Origin of the sequence: Chryseobacterium sp. KCF3-3 (assembly GCF_045865955.1) — a bacterium.
Lineage (GTDB): Bacteria > Bacteroidota > Bacteroidia > Flavobacteriales > Weeksellaceae > Chryseobacterium.
In genome coordinates this window covers 4,130,749-4,150,637 of the sequence record NZ_AP035792.1, presented here as the reverse complement: position 1 = coordinate 4,150,637, position 19,889 = coordinate 4,130,749, and the positions used below count along the sequence as shown (strand labels likewise).

At 36.6% G+C, this 19,889-nt stretch carries 16 protein-coding genes, 1 tRNA gene and 1 riboswitch; of the genes, 3 read left to right on the top strand and 14 right to left on the bottom strand.

The window, feature by feature from the left end; genetic code table 11:
* Together ACKTTZ_RS18480 and metE are read right to left on the bottom strand one after the other, a co-directional pair.
* Positions 1–711, bottom strand: coding sequence for a hypothetical protein (locus ACKTTZ_RS18480; RefSeq protein ID WP_407846307.1), 711 nt, complete (start codon positions 709–711; stop codon positions 1–3).
* A 208-nt stretch (positions 712–919) separates the two neighbouring features.
* Positions 920–3,223, bottom strand: coding sequence for a 5-methyltetrahydropteroyltriglutamate--homocysteine S-methyltransferase (gene metE / locus ACKTTZ_RS18475; RefSeq protein ID WP_407846306.1), 2,304 nt, complete (start codon positions 3,221–3,223; stop codon positions 920–922).
* Between the two features lie 178 nt (positions 3,224–3,401).
* Positions 3,402–3,588: riboswitch (cobalamin riboswitch) on the bottom strand.
* A gap of 195 nt (positions 3,589–3,783) precedes the next feature.
* On the opposite strand from metE, the gene ACKTTZ_RS18470 reads away from it, so the two are divergent.
* Entirely contained in the window at positions 3,784–4,245 is a 462-nt protein-coding gene (locus ACKTTZ_RS18470; RefSeq protein WP_034698598.1) for an Lrp/AsnC family transcriptional regulator, read from the top strand.
* A gap of 23 nt (positions 4,246–4,268) precedes the next feature.
* Here the strand turns inward: ACKTTZ_RS18470 and ACKTTZ_RS18465 are convergent, their stop codons facing one another.
* The 6 genes from ACKTTZ_RS18465 to ACKTTZ_RS18440 form a co-directional block, all read right to left on the bottom strand.
* Complete coding sequence (locus tag ACKTTZ_RS18465; RefSeq protein WP_407846305.1) at positions 4,269–5,036, bottom strand: LytR/AlgR family response regulator transcription factor; 768 nt, start codon at positions 5,034–5,036, stop codon at positions 4,269–4,271.
* A gap of 3 nt (positions 5,037–5,039) precedes the next feature.
* Positions 5,040–6,062, bottom strand: a complete 1,023-nt coding sequence (locus ACKTTZ_RS18460; RefSeq protein ID WP_407846304.1) for a sensor histidine kinase — start codon at positions 6,060–6,062, stop codon at positions 5,040–5,042.
* A 69-nt stretch (positions 6,063–6,131) separates the two neighbouring features.
* Complete coding sequence (locus ACKTTZ_RS18455; RefSeq protein WP_407846303.1) at positions 6,132–6,872, bottom strand: hypothetical protein; 741 nt, start codon at positions 6,870–6,872, stop codon at positions 6,132–6,134.
* Positions 6,873–7,089: 217 nt separating this feature from the next.
* The gene (locus tag ACKTTZ_RS18450) at positions 7,090–7,632 is read right to left on the bottom strand and encodes a hypothetical protein (RefSeq protein WP_407846302.1); all 543 of its coding nucleotides are present in this window, start codon (positions 7,630–7,632) and stop codon (positions 7,090–7,092) included.
* Between the two features lie 105 nt (positions 7,633–7,737).
* Entirely contained in the window at positions 7,738–8,106 is a 369-nt protein-coding gene (locus ACKTTZ_RS18445; protein WP_034698608.1) for a VOC family protein, read from the bottom strand.
* A 7-nt stretch (positions 8,107–8,113) separates the two neighbouring features.
* Positions 8,114–8,974, bottom strand: coding sequence for an alpha/beta fold hydrolase (locus ACKTTZ_RS18440; RefSeq protein WP_167595387.1), 861 nt, complete (start codon positions 8,972–8,974; stop codon positions 8,114–8,116).
* A gap of 274 nt (positions 8,975–9,248) precedes the next feature.
* Between ACKTTZ_RS18440 and ACKTTZ_RS18435 the strand changes: the two genes are divergently transcribed.
* On the top strand, positions 9,249–9,392 hold the full coding sequence (locus tag ACKTTZ_RS18435) for a bacteriocin-like protein (RefSeq protein ID WP_002980068.1): 144 nt from the start codon (positions 9,249–9,251) through the stop codon (positions 9,390–9,392).
* A 27-nt stretch (positions 9,393–9,419) separates the two neighbouring features.
* Positions 9,420–9,566 (top strand): bacteriocin-like protein, encoded by a 147-nt coding sequence (locus tag ACKTTZ_RS18430; protein ID WP_165835290.1) that lies wholly within the window; start codon positions 9,420–9,422, stop codon positions 9,564–9,566.
* Positions 9,567–9,717: 151 nt separating this feature from the next.
* Here ACKTTZ_RS18430 and ACKTTZ_RS18425 read toward each other — a convergent pair.
* The 6 genes from ACKTTZ_RS18425 to ACKTTZ_RS18400 form a co-directional block, all read right to left on the bottom strand.
* A tRNA-Ser gene (locus tag ACKTTZ_RS18425) sits at positions 9,718–9,802 on the bottom strand.
* Between the two features lie 218 nt (positions 9,803–10,020).
* A complete protein-coding gene (locus ACKTTZ_RS18420; RefSeq protein WP_407846301.1) occupies positions 10,021–10,515 on the bottom strand; it encodes a hypothetical protein in 495 nt (164 codons plus the stop codon).
* A 103-nt stretch (positions 10,516–10,618) separates the two neighbouring features.
* Complete coding sequence (locus ACKTTZ_RS18415) at positions 10,619–11,527, bottom strand: hypothetical protein (RefSeq protein WP_407846300.1); 909 nt, start codon at positions 11,525–11,527, stop codon at positions 10,619–10,621.
* 26 nt (positions 11,528–11,553) lie between these two features.
* Entirely contained in the window at positions 11,554–16,365 is a 4,812-nt protein-coding gene (locus ACKTTZ_RS18410) for an RHS repeat-associated core domain-containing protein (RefSeq protein WP_407846299.1), read from the bottom strand.
* 18 nt (positions 16,366–16,383) lie between these two features.
* A complete protein-coding gene (locus tag ACKTTZ_RS18405) occupies positions 16,384–17,643 on the bottom strand; it encodes a tetratricopeptide repeat protein (protein ID WP_407846298.1) in 1,260 nt (419 codons plus the stop codon).
* A 5-nt stretch (positions 17,644–17,648) separates the two neighbouring features.
* A complete protein-coding gene (locus tag ACKTTZ_RS18400; RefSeq protein WP_034698617.1) occupies positions 17,649–19,811 on the bottom strand; it encodes a type VI secretion system Vgr family protein in 2,163 nt (720 codons plus the stop codon).
* Positions 19,812–19,889: the final 78 nt, after the last annotated feature.

The following is a 19,889-nucleotide window of genomic DNA, read 5'->3' as shown; positions in this document are numbered from 1 at the left end:
TTAGATTTCCTCTAAAAAGAAATACCTAAAAGCAAGAATCACCAGAATAACGACTGCTATTGTAATGATTTTCACTTTCATATCGCTCTTAAGATTTTCCGGAGCGTAACGCAGTGTTTTTTCATCAAGATAAAAGTCTTTGTATACTTCAGGATTGATTTTCAGATCCGGGCGAAACACATGCACACCTTTCAGAAAATGCCCGATAAGATCATATCGGTTTTTAAGTGGAATCACATCCAGATTGATCAGTTTCTTTTGAGGGTTTCTGTTTTCATCTTTTTCATGAACATACAGATTCTTTCTGAAATCGCTGTACTTTCCGGAAGCACGGGATTCTGAAAATATATCTTTTGTATAAGGATTATCACTCTTTACCAAATCATAATATTTGATTGCTGACAGTACTTCATCATTCCTGTTGAGGAACAGAATTCCCTGATGATTGATAAGCAGACCACTGATTTTTTCATCCTGATTCCTCATCATTTCATACACCAGCCAACCCGCCAGTGAACCTGCAATAAGAAACAGTAATAAAAAGATCATATCAGAAGCGGTGTCTGTAGAAGGATCGGATAAAGCATCAATAAAAAATCTCAGTAAAACAACAGCAATGGCAGCAAAAAGAATGACAATACTCCACCTTACTCCGGCAATGTATTGAGGATTATAGGTTTCCGATCTCATTTCAGGAAATGCTTCTTTCATGGTTTTAATGTATAGTATATTAGTTTGATCAGCTTTTAACATCTATTTAAAAGATCATATGTCAAAATTTGCCGAGCTGCAAAAATAGAATATAAAAATGAATAGAATATTATAGGATATCCATTATTTTAACCACTAAAAATAACAGATCGCGTCATGATTTTCATGACACGATCTGAATTATAGAATCTAATTATTTTAAATTTTTCTAAACAGCATATTCTACTGAAGCTTCTTTAGCAGCAGCAACCATTGCGATTAAAGCTTTTTCAGTTTCTTCCCAATGTCTGGTCTTCAGTCCACAGTCAGGGTTTACCCAAAGCTGATGGGCAGGAATGACATTCTGAGCCTTTCTCAACAATTCAATCATTTCTTCTTTTGACGGAACTCTCGGTGAGTGAATATCGTATACTCCAGGACCAATTTCATTCGGATATTTGAAATCTGCAAAAGCATTCAGCAGTTCCATCTGAGAACGTGAACATTCTATGGTAATCACGTCAGCATCCATATCCGCAATGTTTTCAATAATATCATTGAACTCAGAATAACACATATGCGTATGAATTTGAGTGGCATCTTCTACTCCACTTGCTGAAATTCTGAACGCTTCCACAGCCCATTTCAGATAATTCTGCCAGTCTGTTTTTCTTAATGGAAGTCCTTCTCTGATCGCAGGTTCATCAATCTGAATAATTCTGATTCCTGCTTTTTCCAGATCCACCACTTCATCACGAATCGCCAAAGCAATCTGCTTACATGTTTCTGAACGAGGCTGATCATCACGGACAAAAGACCACTGTAAAATCGTAACAGGACCTGTCAACATTCCTTTTACCCATTTTTCAGTCTGGGATTGTGCATATTCAGACCAATACACAGTCATCGGAGTCGGGCGGGAAACATCTCCAAAAATTACAGGCGGTTTCACACAACGGCTTCCGTAGCTTTGTACCCAACCGTTTTTAGTGAATACAAATCCTTCCAGCTGTTCTCCGAAGTATTCTACCATGTCATTGCGCTCAAATTCTCCGTGAACCAATACATCAATTCCGATGTCTTCCTGCCAGCGGATTGTTCTCTGCGTTTCTTCTTTCAACAAGGTGTCATATTGTTCTGCGGTAAGCTCTCCTTTTTTGAATTTGGCTCTCCAGCTTCTTACTTCTGTGGTTTGCGGGAATGACCCGATGGTGGTGGTTGGAAATAAAGGAAGCTGCAATACTTCCTGCTGTTCTTCTTTACGGATTTTAAAGGTATTTATTCTCTGAGCATCTTTTTCAGTAACGGCATTCGCTCTTTGTTTTACCTGATCATTATGGATAAGAGAAGAAGTTCTTCTGCTTTCAATTGCTTTTTTATTTTCTTCGAATGCTTCAAGAATCTGTTCATTTTCCGTTCCGGATGCCAATTCTTTAAGGGTTACTACTTCTGTCACTTTTTGTTTAGCAAAAGCCAGCCAGTTTTTAATTTCAGGATTAAGATTGGTTTCAAAATCAAGGTCACAAGGTGAATGAAGCAATGAACATGATGGTGCAATGAAAATTCTTTCAGAGCCTAATTTTTCAACAGCTTTTCTGATGAATGACAATGATTTCTCATAATCATTTTTCCAGATATTTCTACCGTCGATTACTCCTAATGAAAGGCTTAAACTTTCAGGAATAACATTCAGAACCTCATCAAGTTGTTCAGGATTTCTCACCAGATCAACATGCAATGTATTCACCGGAAGGGAAACAGCAAGTGATGTGTTATCTTTTAATCCGTCAAAATACGTAGCTACAATAAATTTCAGTTTTGGGAAACGTTTTCTGATTTCGGCATACACAGAAAGATACGTTTCTTTGGCTTTTTCTGTTAAATCCAAGGCCAGAAAAGGTTCATCAAACTGAATCCATTCTGCTCCCTGATCCTGAAGTTTAGTTAAAATCTCTGTATAAACAGTAAGAAGATTTCCAGCCAGATCCAATTTATCGAAGTCTTCTTCTTTTTCTTTTCCTAATAACAGATAAGAAACCAGTCCGATAATCACCGGTTTTGCATTGATTCCAGCTTGTTTTGCTCCTGCAAATTCATTGAAAATTTTATCTGAGCTCAGTTTAAACTGTTGATTTTTATAAAATTCCGGAACGATATAGTGATAGTTGGTATCGAACCATTTTGTCATTTCCATTGCGGTAATGTCCAATCCGTCTTTCTGATATCCTCTTGCCATCGCAAAATAAAGATCCAACTCAGTATTGTTCTTTTTAAGCACCACTTCATGATAACGTGTTGGAATTGCTCCTACTACAAGGCTCATATCCAAAACCTGGTCATAGTATGAAAAATCATTACACGGGATAAGGTCTATTCCTGCTTCTTTCTGAATATTCCAGTTTTGGTTGCAGATCGTCCTTCCGGTATTCAGAAGTTCTTCCAAAAGGATTTTACCTGACCAATACTGCTCGCAGGCTTTTTTAAGTTCTCTTTTGCTACCAATACGCGGATAGCCAAGGATGTGAGTTTGCATTTTTTTAAACTTTTTAATTAAACTTATTGGGAAAGTTCTTTAAAAGGCTTCGTGATGTTTTAGCAGAAGAAGATTCAGGAAAGTCATGATATAGCAGACAGCGTAATTTCCTTTACAAAAGAAAATACTCAAATCCGATATATCATCTGTATGACCCCAAAGCTTCAGACCGCGAAAGCATTGTCAATTCAGTAAAGGCAGGTCTCCTGACTTGTAACAGTTTCCGTCATCCTTCCCGCTTTTGGCAGTGGATCTACAAGGACAGAAACCTTTGGTGTGTTACTTACAGTTGCGCGACAGCTCGTGATTTGCACACGATTCCCTATTAATCTACCTTAAGTAAAACCTTTCCTGTTTGATGAAGTATCTGTAAAGAACTGTACTTTTACCTTTGACTATGGCCATCAGTAAAAGTTTTTAATTTTGTGTAAAATTAACAATACAGAACAAAACCACAACAAACATCAAACAATTAAGCAAATTAAACTTTATAAAATATAAATAGAAGAATATAATTCTGTACATTTGACTGTTTTAATCATTTAAAAGAATAATATTCTGTGGAACAACTCGATGACAAGGATGTACAGCTGCTCAGGCTGCTCCAGAAAAATGCTAAACTGACCGTTAAGGAACTTGCAAAAGAAATCAACCTATCCACCTCACCTGTTTTTGAAAGGGTAAAAAGACTGGAACAGGATGGTTTTGTTAAAAGATATGCAGCTGTTCTTGATGCTGAAAAACTGAATCGTGGGTTTACGGTTTTCTGCCAGATCAAACTCAAAATTCACGACAGATCTGTAGGTTATGATTTTGTAAAAGAGATTCTGGAAATTGAAGAAGTTGCCGAATGCTACAATATTTCCGGAGATTTTGATTTCCTTCTGAAAGTTCAGGTAAGGGATATGAAGCATTATCAGGATTTTGTATTCAATAAGCTTGGATCTGTAGATTCCATAGGAAGTACGCACAGTACTTTTGTGATGGCTGAGGTAAAAAATAACCATGGGCTGACTATTTAACGGTATAAAACCGGAGAACCCATTTATTCTTCAATCCATTTTCTGAACGTGGAAGTATTGCTCTGGCTTGTGATAAGATGATCTTTCTGCCCTTTTATCTGAACAGAAAGTGTATTTTTATTGTATCGCTCTATTCTTTCAATATGATTTTTCTGAACAAGCTCACTCCGGTTGATCCTGAAAAAATCTGAAGGATTCAACTGCATTTCAATTTCTTTTAAAGTAGATTCATTCAACAGATGTTTTTTTCCTGCTGTATCAAAAGCAAAAACAACTCCTTCTTCTGCTCCAAAGAAAGAGATCTCTTCCGTGTTGATAAAATAAAACCCCTGGTGTGAACTGACGGTGAATCTTTTCTTATAATTTTTCTGCGTGTGGTTACTGCTCAGCATTTCCTGAAGTTTTGTCAAAACATCTTGCGGTTCTGAATGAGTTTTTCCTAATAAAAGAAATTTATCCCATGCTTTTTGGAAACGGTTCTGTGAAAAAGGCTTTAGCAGATATTCAATTCCGTTGCTTTCAAAGGCATTCATCCAGAACTGATCATACGCTGTGGTGAAAATAACAGGACATGAAATATGCACCTGGTCATAGATTTCAAAGGCATTTCCATCCAATAATTCAATATCGGAAAAGATCAGATCAACAGATGAGTTTTTTAAGAAAACAATTGCCTGTTCTACGGTATCAATTTCCGCAACAATTTCAACAGGAGTTTCCAGTTCGCTGATGAAACGTTTTAATTTGTTTCTTGCAGGAATTTCGTCTTCGATGATTACTACTTTTATCATATTTTATGCTGGAATTATGGGAATGGTAACTGAAAATACAGTTTCTGTTTTTAAAATATCTACCTGCTGATCAGTTGATAAAACGTATTGCTCTTTGAGATTATTCAGTGCTCTTCCTGAAGTTTTTTTACGGTTCCGTTTAGGGATTACATTATTCGAAACGGTTATTGTCTCGTCTATTTTTATTGTGATCCGGATAGGTTTAGAAACAGTTCCAAGGTTATGCTGAACAGCATTCTCAAGTAACAATTGTAATGAAAGAGGGATGATATAACCTGATGATTTAACAGAATTGATTGTTAATGAATAAGCATTTCCGTATTTGTATTGTATCAGGTTAAAATATTTCTGTGCAAAAACCAGTTCTTCTTCCATGGACACTATTTTTTTATCGGAAACATCTAAAACATAGCGGTATATTTCTGCAAATTCATTCAGAAAATCTGAAGCCTTGTGTTTGTCTTCTTCTATTAACTGATCCAGAATATTGAGATTATTGAATAAAAAATGAGGATTAAGCTGGGTTTTCAGTTGATTAATTTTACTTTCAGACAGGGCATGATCATATAGAGCCAGTTGTTTCTGATATTCTGTATTTTTTTTGTAGTAACGGTACGCCAGAAAAAAACTTCCATAGATAAAGCCTCCTATCAAATCTGAAAAAGTAGAAAGAATAACAACTTCCTGATTAAAATTTTTCTCAACTTTTCCAAAAATAAGGGCAATCGCAAAGCCTATTATTTTCATCACCAAAAGATAGGTTAGCAATGAAAAACTGAATATTTTTACGACTTCAGCTATACTGAACGTTGATGATTTCTGCCAGTTTTTAATAAAAAAATCAATGACAAAAAACAGAATACAGGAACTGATGAGTGTAACAACAGCCGCTTCCGGAGTGAAAATATACCAATCCAGTGTTCTTCTTATGCCAATACGGGTATGAATAGACTGTACATAGGCAAACAAAAGGATAAACAGCAGGAAGTATCTGTTTTGATTAATCTTTTTTAAAAGGGTTTTCATCGGTTTTATGAAGGATCACTTTTTTACAAAAATAGCCCTATATTTTTACAGGGCTGTTTTTTTACAGTATTATTTTTTCTTTTCAGGAAATGATGCGGTAACGTTTCCGTTATCATCTAAAAAATCAAGTTTGGCTTCATTATTTTTATCTACACAGAATCTGGCTCTTGGTTTTCCTTTGCTGTCAAATAAAAACAGTCCGTTATGTTCATCTTTGGTTTTCCCAAGCATCATTCTTGGTGCTCCTCCAATAAGCCCCTGCTGTTCATATTCTTTGTATTTTTTCTGTGCAGCTTCAGGATCTTTCATCTGATCCAGCTCCGCAAAGATTTCTCCTGTTTTGATTTGTGATTCTTTTGAGGGACGGTCATTGAAATAAAGCCCGCTGGACACTACTCTTTTGTCACCTTTCTTATAATCCTGGGTCAAAAGCTGCATGACCTGATCACCATCATACTGGTCGTAAGTTAGAGATAACCCTGAACTGTGGCCATTCTGATTTTTCTGTCCGTCATAGATAAAACCTCCGCATTCGATTCCTTCTTCATTGAAAAAGAGCATACCGGACCGTTTTTTCCTTGTTTTATTAGTCGGCCTTCCGTTTATTTTATCTTCTCCGGTAGGAAATTTTCCCACATTAGTAATAACCATCTTTACCGTACCATCTTTTTCTACGATATTGATTCTTTCCACATCTATTTCAGTAAACTTCTGATTTCCGGATGTCTTAAAGGCTGAAGCAGTTAAAAATACAATTCCAATGACTACTGTAAAGGCAAATGTTCTTAAAAAAATGAGTTCTCTGTTCATACTGTTATCTTGTTAATCGTTTTTGTTTTGACAGGTCAAAGCTATGATAACCCTGTCTGCCATTCAATCAGAAAACAATGAACTAAGGAAATAAAGAAATGAATGAAGGACTTTCATCATTGAGTATTTTTATATCCTTCTTCTTTCATACCTGATCCGGTAAATAAAAACACCCATCAAAAAATGACAGGTGTGATATAATGGTAATTTTTAGCAACTAATTGGCTGCCAGATCAATAAGCGCTGTTGTTAAGCCTAATGATTTCAAAAGGTTTTTACTGTCAAAAAACAATGTTGCATAATGTTTTCCTTTTTTAAAAACCAGTTTTGATCCCCCTGGAAATTCACTGCCAGCTCCTAATTTTTGTGTTTTAGCATTGTATTTAGTGAACTTGGTTTTACTATCCTGTAATGTACTTTTATTCAGCACAAGGCCAAAAGGAAGCCCTTCCACCACTAAAGATTTATTGTCTGAAGTTGCAAAAAACATCTCATTGACAGCATTATCTTTTCCCAAACTGCAATAAAGCTCCAGCCCTGTTTTCATTGGCCATTTTGCATATTTTTCTTCATTGGCATCTTCATAAAAAACAGTTTTTACATTCAGTGCTTTTGATATTTTATCGGGTGTCTGTGGGAAGATAAATTCTGAATTTTTATCCAATAAAGAATTCAAAGCGGCTGTTTTTTGTGAAAATACAGTCACACTTAATGCCAGAAAAAAGAGAGTTACAATGAAATTGAATGGTTTCGTCTGCATGAGAATGTTTTAAAATTTTAATAATTTGATGATTAAAGATATTAAAATTACACAATTTGTGTGATATAATTCTATGGTGAAACCTTATCTGTAAAATTCCCGATTTTACTTCTTTTGCTGCAAATTGAACACCGTCCCAGCAGGATCAGTAATCCAGTGCATGTTGTCAGGAAGTTCTTCAATCTCGTCACAGGTTTCCACACCATTTAACTGTAAGTATTCTGTTGCCGTTTCTACGTCAGGGACGGTGAGTTGTAACCAGGTTTCGGAATGGGTATAATTGTCGACACAATCCAGCCAAATAATATTATTCCCGAATTTTACTTCGTGAGTTCTGGAAACAGTAGGGTTATTAATTGGCCTTTCCTCCACTTCTAATTTTAAAATTTCTCTGTAAAAGGCAACTGTTTTTTCATATTTATTTTTGGGAATTTTTATAGCGATATTAATTCCTGCTTCAAATTTTGGATTCATACTCAAACTATTTTAAAAAATTATTCAGATAGTTCAGAATCATTGCTGTCTGCATCATGAGACTCACGTGAGTTTGTCCCGGAGCAATAGCCAATTGAGATTTCGGCATAGCTCCCATGTCTGCAAAAACATCACCACCTAATAGTTTATAGGTTTTTGAGAGTTCTGTTTTATCCAGTCCATCATTATCACCAGCTATGATTAAAACCGGTACGGGAATTTTAGAAATATTACTATCACCAAGATCAAAAGGTTGTCCGGCAGAAGCCATCATCTGCTCCAGAAATGGCGTCCATTTTGTTTTATCTGGCGCAACAGCATTATAGGCAGTATGCATAGGACTGTTTGTAAAGAGGTCGGGTTTCATTCCTTCCAATGCTTTATTTACTTCGGGCAGCCAGCCGTTAGTTTTATATGTTGACGAAATAATAACCAGTTTGTTCAGCCTTTCCGGACTTTGTATCGCTAATTGATAAGCCACTTCCCCTCCAAAACTATATCCTGCAACGTCTGCTTTATCAATTTTCAGATAGTCCATTACCTTTGTAACATCACTGGCTAAAGTTGCATGGGATAACTTCCGTTCTGAAAACGGGGTATGTCCGTGTCCCTGTAATTCAATCGCTATTACTTTTCTGTTTTTAGACAATTCCGGGATCAGCTCGCCCCAATTCAGATCAATGGTCATAAAGGCACCATGTAGCAGCACAATAGGCTTTCCTTTACCATAAACTTCATAATACACTTTGATTCCGTTGGCAGGCGCATAGCCGCTTTCAGAAGGTTTTATTTTTTGTCCATATATCTTAGATACTGTAAGAAAAACAGTTAGGACCAATAATGCAGAGAATTTGAATAAATTTTTCATAATATTATCAGATTTGGTGGATTAAACTTTTAATCAAAATTACCAAGTCATCCTGAAACCAGACTTGTCACAAGGCAAGATTTTATTGAAATAAGATGAATTTAAAAACAACTGAATCTCAAAACCTTCTCCACAAAATATTTTTACGCAATTTCACAAAACAAATACAAAACATCATACAATTAATCAATTAAAAATAAATATTTTTATAATAATTCTACAATAGTTGATAAAATTTGATTAATTTCGAATAGAACTAAACTTCAAAATTATTATGAAAAATTTAAAGAAAATCGAAAGACAAGAATTGAAAACAATTAAAGGTGGAATTGACTGCAGAGGTGGTCAGCTATGTTTAATCGGTGGTAAGTGGCAATGTATGCCTTACGACGGATGTGGTGGTGGAAACCAGCCTTAATCTTACGTTTAATACAATTACTTGACTATGAAAAATTCTAAAAAAATTTCAAGAGACCAATTAAAGAGTATTAATGGCGGAGCGGTAAGCTGTTCTGAAGCATGCTGCCCACCTCCGGGAATCAAAAGATGCCCATGGGTGATCTGTATAGCACCATGTGAGATTCTAAGCTAAAGAAAACTCTATTCTCAAAAATAAACCCTGTGATTTTGAATTGCAGGGCTTTTTATTTTTAAGATAGTACATTCTTATTTATACTGATGTAAGTCTGAATATACTCTAAAAATAAAAAAACCTTAAATCAATTGATTTAAGGTTTTCTTTGCGGAGAGTGAGGGATTCGAACCCCCGGACCTGTTACAGTCAACAGTTTTCAAGACTGCCGCAATCGACCACTCTGCCAACTCTCCTTTAACTCCGGTAGTACCGTTGTTTTCAGTGGTGCAAATATAGAAAGTTTTTTATTACTGACAAAATATTTTTTCAATAAAATTCGAATTTTCTAGAGTTTTAAAGGGATAGCGGTGTTCTCAATCAAAGAAAACACAGGTATTATGATCTCAACATCAGACATTTGAATTCAGAAATAAAAACATTTCTATCTGGATAATTTTTTTAAAAATATTTTTTATCCATAGTAATATTCGGTAGTGACATCTCCGCTAAACGCCGGGTACGCCTCCTGTTTTTCCATATGCAATTCGAATAACCGGTCTCCGTTTTTACTTCCTCCCCGAATTTTTAAAGAATACCACCCATTTTCTAAAGATAAAGTAATACTGTTTTCTTCATTTATTGTGGTAATATCTTTTAAATAGCCAATTCCTACAATTTTCACTTCATTATTGGCCGTCTGGAATACCCAGCCTCTGGACTCTACCTCTACTTCATCATCATTCAGAATTTTTTCTTCATTTACAGAAACCCGGAATGCATAATAGTCTTCCTCTACCCCTATGATTGGAATAGCAATTCCTGATTTTGTTATTTCATCCCCATGTTCGTTTTCTACAAAATATTTTAAAATATTATTACCTGTAAGATGATTTTCTTCCAGATATTTTGCTAAAAGCTGTGGACTAAACACCACAAAACCTTTAAGTTCTGAGAATATTTTTTTCATATATGGATTGGATTTGGATTAAATTTATCTGTTATTTCAGTATGATATTTTCTGTATTTTCTTTCTAATTATGTTGATATAATGTATTATTGGGAATAAAAAATCAGACTATTTTATGCTCTAATTTTTTGGTTAATTCATCTTTGGGAAGAGATTCTACTTCGAAAATAAATGGCAGGAAATTCAAAATCAATGGATGACTGATTCCCTCATTTGATAATCCCTTTCTTTTTCTAGCCATTAAAATGCTTATCATCTCCAGTGGAAATATTTTCCAGCAATCATGGTTAAAAGTATCTAAGTAGGATTCTCCTTTGTTATTGATATGAAATACAGCCATTTTTTCTAATACTTCATTAACAATATTGGGATCTTCACTTAAATAGTTATTAATGATAAACTCATAGGATATATCCGTTGAGACCTTAAGCATTTCTTTAAAAGAATTATGATAATCATTAGAAATTAATGACTGTAACAATTGAAATACATCAGCATAACCATAATACTTATCGTACTTCCTTTTTTCAGGAGCTATCTTTTCGCTTTCATTTTTCAGAGATTCATTATATTCAGCATATAGATAATCTAATGTCCCTTCTAGTGCCTGCGGGTAGAAAGAATATGCCAGGAAAGAAGCAAATACCGTATCCTGAAAAAACTCTCCTTTTAACTCTTGATTTTCCTTATATCCCTTTATAAAAGCCATGTTAAGCCAATAATAAGCATCAAGTAATTTTTTAAAATTTTCACTATCAGAATGTTTACTAAACTGAACGATATTAGTTTCTGATCTTACATAAAATATTTTTTGAAGAATGCCTGAGATATGGTATTTATTCTCAAACTGCATTCCAAATTCAGTAAAGGCTTCAACGAATTCTTCTTTGTCATTTTCAATAAAATCATTGATGCAGTTATAAAAGAACTCAAAATTATTGTTGTTTATTCTGCTGTTAAGATTTGATTCTATTTTTTTAATCTGAGTATCTAAATATTTTTTGTAATTCATATATCTATCTATAAATTTTAATCTGATTATTGGTATAATTTTCCTATTTCATCCCAATTGGATAACATTGTTTTCTCAACAAACCATTTTCCTTTTTCTCCTCTTCCCACATAGACATCAACTAAAAATTTATCCCCTATATTGGTTCGGATCCTTTCCGCCATTTGTGGTGATATGCCATATGTTCCGGCACCAGCCTTCTGATCACTCAATACATCATTGATGAATGCCGAAGGATTTGCCTGCCTATCAGAAAGTTTCCCTACATTCCCGGTAATATTGGTTTTTACTTCAAATACATCAAATTTACCATCATGTCTTAATCCCACAATATCAATTCCATGGTTGGATGCATTTTGTACGTGGAAAACACCTCCGTCAACGTATTTGCCACTATCCTTTAAACCTGCTATTACTTTCTCTTCTCCAAAATTACCGAGTCTTTGTACAAAAGTGTCAAGCCCATAAAGATCATATTGACTTAAACTATCCCACACATATCCATATAATGTGGGATTTCCTCCATTCAAATCTATTGGATCCTTAGAAATATAATTGCCCTGTTCGCTGTCATAATATCGGAATCGGTTATAATAAAGACCTCCTAATTCTTCATCTTCGTATTGCCCTAATTGCCTAAAAGGTATAAAACTACGATCTCCTTTTAGGTTTTTAACTTGTCCAAATATAGTATATTCTGTACTCCAAATTAAAGTTCCATCTTCATTATACGATTGTATGGGTCTGCCAATGTAGTCGTTAATTATGCTAAATTTTTCTTCATTGATTAATTTAGAAGAGGGTACATGACTTCCCCTTTCGTACACCCAGGTTACCACATTCTTCACCGGTTCTTTTCCTGTAATGACATTTCCCTCATCATCTACAGCTGTGACAGGATTTTCTTCAGCATCATAGCTCCATTCATGCAGAAGAACGTTACCATCCCAAATATAACGAGTTATTTTCTTTAGACCAATTTTTGAGATTCTTCTTCCGAGTGCATCATACTCAAAGTTTATTTCTTTACCATCAGGACGCTTTACTTTTGCCAGCATTCCGTTGGCATTCCAGATGTACGCCCAATCTCCGGATTCCCATTCTGGATTCTGGATTTCTTCTGAAAGCACAGTATGTACATTGGGCAGGTCGGTTTCTTTCAGCATTTTCGGATTACTTAACCAATCTGAAGCTATGGGTTTGTAATAAGGATGAATATTATCCTGTTTATCGGCATATTCTGGCTTGATATTATGGATAGGGCGTTTACTTTTTAAGAGTAAATTTCCTTCTTCATCATATTGATAAAACCAGTTTTTATCCCGCATAAGCTTTCCTCCTTTATCATAAATACGATCCGTTCGTCCGGTACTTTCATACAAACAACCTGTTTCATCAGGGTTTTTATACTGTACTTCACCATTGGAATATTCTGCTGCTACCAGACTACCAAAAGCATCATAGTCAAATCTGGTCCGCCCACCGGTAACCCTGTCTAATACATGTATCAGGCGGCTTCCTGCTGCCCAGTCATAATCTTTATGGAAAGCGGTATGGGTTTTATTCACTGTTACTTTCTGGCTTACCGGCATTCCGATATGATCAAATTCGAAGGTACTTTCTACCCCACCTGTCATTTCACGGGAATGCATCTGACCATTCCGACTGATTTCAAAATTCATCTGCCAAGGGGTATGTATATCCGGAGTGGCAGCGGTAACCGTTTTAAGCTGCCCGAGATCATTATAGGAATAGTCTATTTCTGCGCCCAAGCTGCTTTTTAAACTTATCAGATTTGCCTGGCTGTCATATTCATATTGAATGGAATGCTCACCTTGTTTTTCACTGGTGATCTGTCCTAATTTATTTCTTTGAAAAGCTACACTGCTGCTTTCATTATCTGCTTTCACCAATAATCCTGAAGTGTCATACTGATAAGCTTCCCAGGTTCCATCGGGATAATGGGTCTGTGTCAATCTTCCCGCCAGATCGTATTCATAAAAAATATCTTTTCCGTGAGGAGTTCTGCTTTGGGTTACCATTCCGTCTTTATCCCTTACAAAGAATTTTTTCTGACCATCGAAGCCTGTTTCTCCAATGATTTCATTGTTATTATTTCTTTCAAAAGAATAGATTTCTCTTTTTTCATTGGTAATACTCATTAAATTTTCATAAGCATCATATCCGAAGACTAAAGTTTCTTCTTTTTTATGGGTCCGTGCATTCCGTCGAATCTGACGTTTCAGGCTTCCCATCGGTGTATAACTCATCAACCATTCTGCACGCCCGTCTGTAGCATATACAGGAAGATCATAAGCATCATAACTGAGTTTTAACGGCAATTGCCCGTGTTCATTCATTTCTACAACCCTTCCTATTTTATCTCTGTTCCAAAGAGTTTTGGTCAAAGGTTTTGGACTATAAATCAGAAGTCTACCATAAGCATCATACTTCCAGTACTGCTCCGCTCCGGCACTATTCGTAAGCAGGATAAGCTGCCCTCTTTCATTATATCCATAATGTGTAATAATATCTCTTTTTAAACTTCTTTCAGGGATTTTCCCTCCCTCAGGATATTCATAGCTGATAGTTTCTTCTGCAGGATCGGTGTAGCTTAACAGTTTTCCATCTTGATCATAATGCCATATTTCCGAAGCTCCTGAAGGGGAAAAGCGGGCCGTAACCTGTCCGTATTCATTGTAATGATAATAATATTCTTCACCATCCGGAGTATGGAATATTGTAATATTTCCCATTTCATCATAAGTATACCCCTGAACCCGTCCTTCCGGTGTTCCCCACATCTTTAGTTCGTTGTGAGCAGTATAATCATACCAGGTTTCTCCACCTTCTCCATCTACTTTTTTATACACCAGAAAGTTTTCATCGTAATGATATTCCTCTGTTTTATTGTTTTGTTTCGGATAGATCACTTCTGTAAAGCCTTCCTCATCATGATAATGAAGTTTCCCTTCCATATATCCATCTACTCCTTTGGTATGTACTACCCTTCCTTTTTTATCATACTCCCACTGATAGCTCATTCCGTTTCGGTTGGTTCTTTTCACCACCTGATTTTTTCTATCATATTCAAATATAATGGCCTTTTTGTGGACATCCCAAACATGAGTGAGATTACTCCGTTCATCATAACTGTAACGAACCTGCAGATCTCTTTGGTTTTTATAGCAATAATAAACTTCTGTTATCTTTTTATGTTCAGGGTGAATCGTTGTTTCTATACTCGTTTCAGTATTAACATCTTTTATCTTTTTTAGAACAATGCTACGACTTTCATACTCATATTCACGAATGGTTCCGTCACCATATTCGATCCTGGCTACTTTGTATATCACTCCTTCTGTAGCATGGTGAAAGCGTTTATAAGTGTAGATATCAGTACCTTTTCGGATAACCCAAATACTGCTGTTAGGTCTGTACTGCCAGATTTTGTGATCTCTGAAATAGGTCATTTCCTCTCCAATTTCTGGTGCAGGAATGAGCATTGCTATATTTTCATCGGGATGCATCCACCCTGCAAACTTATGATCTTCTTCAGGCAGAATAAACAGGTCATGATTATTGAAAACACCATTTCCAAGAGGTCCAAAATCATAAGGCCTGTCACTGTGCCATATATTTTTCCAGGTTAAAGGTGTACTGCCCTGAATGATAAAATCATCCCATTCGAAAACCATTGCTCCTGTTGCAAAATTCACAGGTTCAAGTCCGTAATGACATAATTTCTTGGATAGGGCATTGGCAAATTTGAATTTATTGAAAGGAGCTTTTTTAAGGACACTGTTATTGAGTTTTTTTAAACCATTCGCTCCCAGTTTTCCTATTTTCTTGGTTAAACTTCTCATTAAAAACATTCCGGCAAGACGCATCAGCATTTCTCCGGGTGTATAAGTATGAGGAATAAATGCCCCTCCCACCAATACAGGTCCGCCCGTATTGATCTGGATATACATGCTTGAAAAGTTATTGTAGAAAGCAAAATAAGCCAACGGATTTTTCTTCGGTTTATCCGGCATTGCAGGCAGCATGGTCATTCCGAAAGGGAATCCCATACAGGTTAATACCTGTTGAGGCTGATTTCCGCTCATTTTACTTCCCTGTGCCAGAACGGTCTGTGAACCGTAATACACTTCTCCTTCATGGGGAGCTTCCTGAGGGAAAGGAATGAGATACACCGGAATAAGCGATGTAACGTGTCTGAATGGAATAACCACTCCCATCACACTGGTTGTAGTGGTTGCTTTATGCCTTCCGTGAACATATATTGAGCCTCCCATCGGAATACTTTCCGGAAGAGAGGGCATCAGATTTCTTGCAAATTGCGGAACCGGAATCTTGATGGTAATATAATCCATAATATCAAAAACAATCCCGATAAACGGATGCGGCAATGGCAAGGGAATAAACATGAATGAAGGTGGCGGCGGAATGAGAGTCCAATGGATATCAATGGCCAGCACGATATCAAAATGTTTACTTGTATGCTGAATGGCTGTGGAAGGCATTGCAGGGTTATTGACCTTAATCAGTTTTACTTTGCTTTCCGGAGCTGCGCGCTCTGCAGTCACCGCACTGTCTCCACCTCCGCCTCCGCTACTTTTTGCGGGCTGATCAGCCTCTCCGCCCGCAATGGACTTCACCATAGAAACAGGATTCAGGGAATCAAAATTATTTTTCATTCCGTTCTTCCAGCCCTGTGTGGTTTTATCCCAACTTACCGAAGTAACGTCTGCGTTTACCTTCCAGGAGCGGTCCGGGTTCATGTCCGGCTTTGCTACCTTGATCGGTTTTACTGTTTTTTTATTCAGATCTGCCATGATTCTTTTAATTTGAGATTACCCTGCTTTTGGTTTTTCTACACTCACCTTCCAGTCATCACCAAAATAAGTCTTCATTTCATTGTCCAGTATTCTTTTTTTATCAGTGTCGCCTTCATATTTTAGAATAAGCATTGAGGCTACAAACCTCAGACTGCTCTGTTCTCTTGCTGAAGAATCCATTACTTTTGCTATATCCAGACATTTTTCAAAATATCTGATCATTTTATCTTTTGTCAGAACCGTATCATTCAATGTAGCGATGATTCTGTAACACTCAATCGCCATTGCATATTCTCCTATTTTCTGAGCGGTTTCTGCAGCTTTTTCAAATATTTTTTCTGCTTTGGATTTTTTGGAGTTTCCTAACAGATAACTACCATAATTCATATACATCTGAACTGCTAAAGGGCTATCCGGTTCTACTTCTTCTAATATTGTGCGGTAGGTATCTTCTGCCTTTTCTTTCTTCCTGTCTGCGGTATAAGCCTGTGTAAGCATAAAATAAGCAGAAATCTCTCCTTGTTTATTCTTTTGTTCTTTAGCAAGTTTCACTGCTGTTTTCAATGCATGCTCTGCTTCTTTGAATCTTTCTTTGCTTAAATGATTACTTGCGATAAGAATCTGCTGTTGAAAATCCGTATCCGGGCTGTTCTTCTTGCGATTGGTATGAGCTGCCGTATTCTGCATTAACTGATGAATGTCTACTTCCACTCTGAAGCTATGTGCGGAAGAGATATTGGGTAAGGTTCTGTAGGTATGATGTTCTGCCCAAACCAGTTTAATATCTTTATTTTCTGAGTTCTCACAGATCCTGCACCACTCTTTCACCCACAAAGAAAGTTCCCCGGTATCACTGATCCTAAGTGGAGCAATGTAGATGTAAATTTTAGAATCCTGAATATTAGGGAAGTTTTTCTTTAATTCCATCAAAGGATAAAATGCCTTATACGCATCTGTTTTAAAGTTTTCTTCCGGATTTTTCAGATCCCATTGGGGTATATTCTCTTCGCTTTTTTTCAACATCTCATAGAACTCAGTCCATTCATCCAATAAGGTTTGTCCGAAAGAGTTCATTCCGTTAAATTCCTGATAGTGGAGTAAAAAAACATCATCACTTTCTTCATCTTCAGAAAGTTTCGACTTGATAAATCCGTCAAAAAGATCCGTTTCATGTTTTTCTCCTATACAGATCAGCATAGGTTTTTCTTCATTCTTTGAAACGACTTTCTGCCATTGTCTTTTTAACTTCACCAACTCCAAATCTACTGGATTCATCTGTCTTAATTCAGTTTTACAGTTCCACTTACAATATTTGTTTCACTTCCGCCTCCAACATTTATTTTTCCTCCACTGCTAAGATTGGCTTCAGTATCACCCCTCATAGAAAGTGTATTGGTTCCGATATCGAGCGTATCAGATTTGATTCCGACACCTGAAGTAGGTTCACCGTCTTCAGGTCCTACTCCTACTCCGATACTCGTTGTTCCACCAACACCAATATTGACTCCCTGTACAAATATTTCTTTTCCTTTAATCTGAATATTACCCTCTTTATCCATATAGATCGAACTGCTTCCACAATTCAGCGTAATGGAAATTTTGCTGTCTATCGTTATATTTCCGGCTCCATCCAGAAAAACAGAATTTTGATCTTTATCTTTTACGGTAATTCCACCAGCATCATCCAGACTCATCGTATGTCCGCTTTTACTGCTTAAGCTTTTAATATTATTTCCGGCTCCTCCGCCTCCGCCAACTCCTCCATGGAACATTCCTCCCATCACAAACGGGCGGTCAGGATGTTGATGGGCAAAATTGACCACTACCTGATCTCCTTCTTCAGGAATCGCCATGAAACCACGATTTTTACTCACTTTTTCGCTTCCTCCGCCATCCGGAGTCATTACTCTGATATATTCTGTTGTGGTAGAACCATTTTGCCAGTCGAACTGTACTTTAACTCTACCCTGATTCAAAGGATCTACATTGGAAATTACTTTGGCAAATTGTGCATCTGCTTTTGGGGTATGGAACTCCGGACGAGGGATAAATCCGGTATCAGAAGCTATTGCCTCAAAAGTTCCGGTATAATATCCTCTGGCATCTACCTCATGATACATATCTGTAATCATCAGTTTAGTAAAATAGGTCGTTTCGCTGCTTTCAGCTTTTCTCATTTCAATATCAGCAATACAGCCAGGGTAAAGAAATGGTACTGTGGTAATTCCTGAAATAACAAATACTTCAGCGGCTTTACTTCCTGCAGTTCCTTTTTGAGAATTTTCCACATCCATGAAAGACACAGCTTTTATGGGAGCCACTCTTAACGATGGAGTTGTAAAAGTTTTTTCTGAAATTTCATACGCTCTTTTGGCTATATCTGAGGTATGATTAATTTTTGAATTTCCTGCTGTTAATTTTTCATTTTTGCTGCTGTTATAGCCATAAAATGAAGGATTCACGTGCTGAGCTTTCATTTTTATCTTGACATCACTCACACTGCTTCCATACGTAAGCTTCACAGGTTTTTCCTGAGGTGGAAGCTTTCCGAAATGCAATACTTCACCATCGTAATAGAACTGTTCACCGTAGGCTTCTGCAATTCTGGCCAGATAGTTATAATGAGTCTCTTCATATTGTGAGCTGTAAGAAACATTTCCATGGGCTGCATCTACCCTGAAATCAAAACTGTTTTGTCCGAGTCCTTCTTTGATCACCTGATCTGCAATACTGTTGAGACTGATTTCCTGTGCTCCGCCAAAACTTTGAATATGAGGAGCTGCATCCAAAAGAACCGTAGGGCTTGATCCTGTAAGAACAATATTTCCCAGACTTCCTTTTTCCTGGCTGAAACCTACTTCTGTGATCACTCCTACAAAATTTCTTTCCGGGCCGTCTTCAACGTCTTTATATCTGAAAATCACAGTAATTCTCTTTCCAAGAAAGTTTTGGGCTTCTTCAAGATTATGATTTTCTGAGCTTCCTAAGGTATCGTGGGCCAGCATCAAATCAAATTCATGATGTTTTACAGCACTTTGTTTAAGCTGAAAATGCTTGAAATGTTTAATTACCTTTCCGTCAATTACAATTTCAAGTTTTACCACACGATTAATTCCTGCAACCTGATTTCCAGGAATTGTATTGGCATTATAAATTCCTGAAGTTGGCTGTTTGGACCATACTTTATCTTCTACCAGTGTGGGAGGGTTCGGTTGTTTAACCTGATTCATAAACATTTGAGAACCGTTTTGAACCAGACCTGTATACGCCTGAGCCTGAGCCATTTTTTCTGTAGCTTTCTTAACGGTTCCGCTCGATTTTTCCTGTACTTCCTGAGCAGCTTTGCTGACAGCCTGATCTGTCAATGTTTCTTTAATATTCTTTACAGCTGAAATTTTATCTTTGGAAACAGGCATTTTGGGTGAATGATCGTCCTGAAACATAATTGTAATATTTTGATTGATTGAGTGTCCGTTTTTTTAAGTCTGAAATTGATCCGGACAACAAAGTTCAGATACATT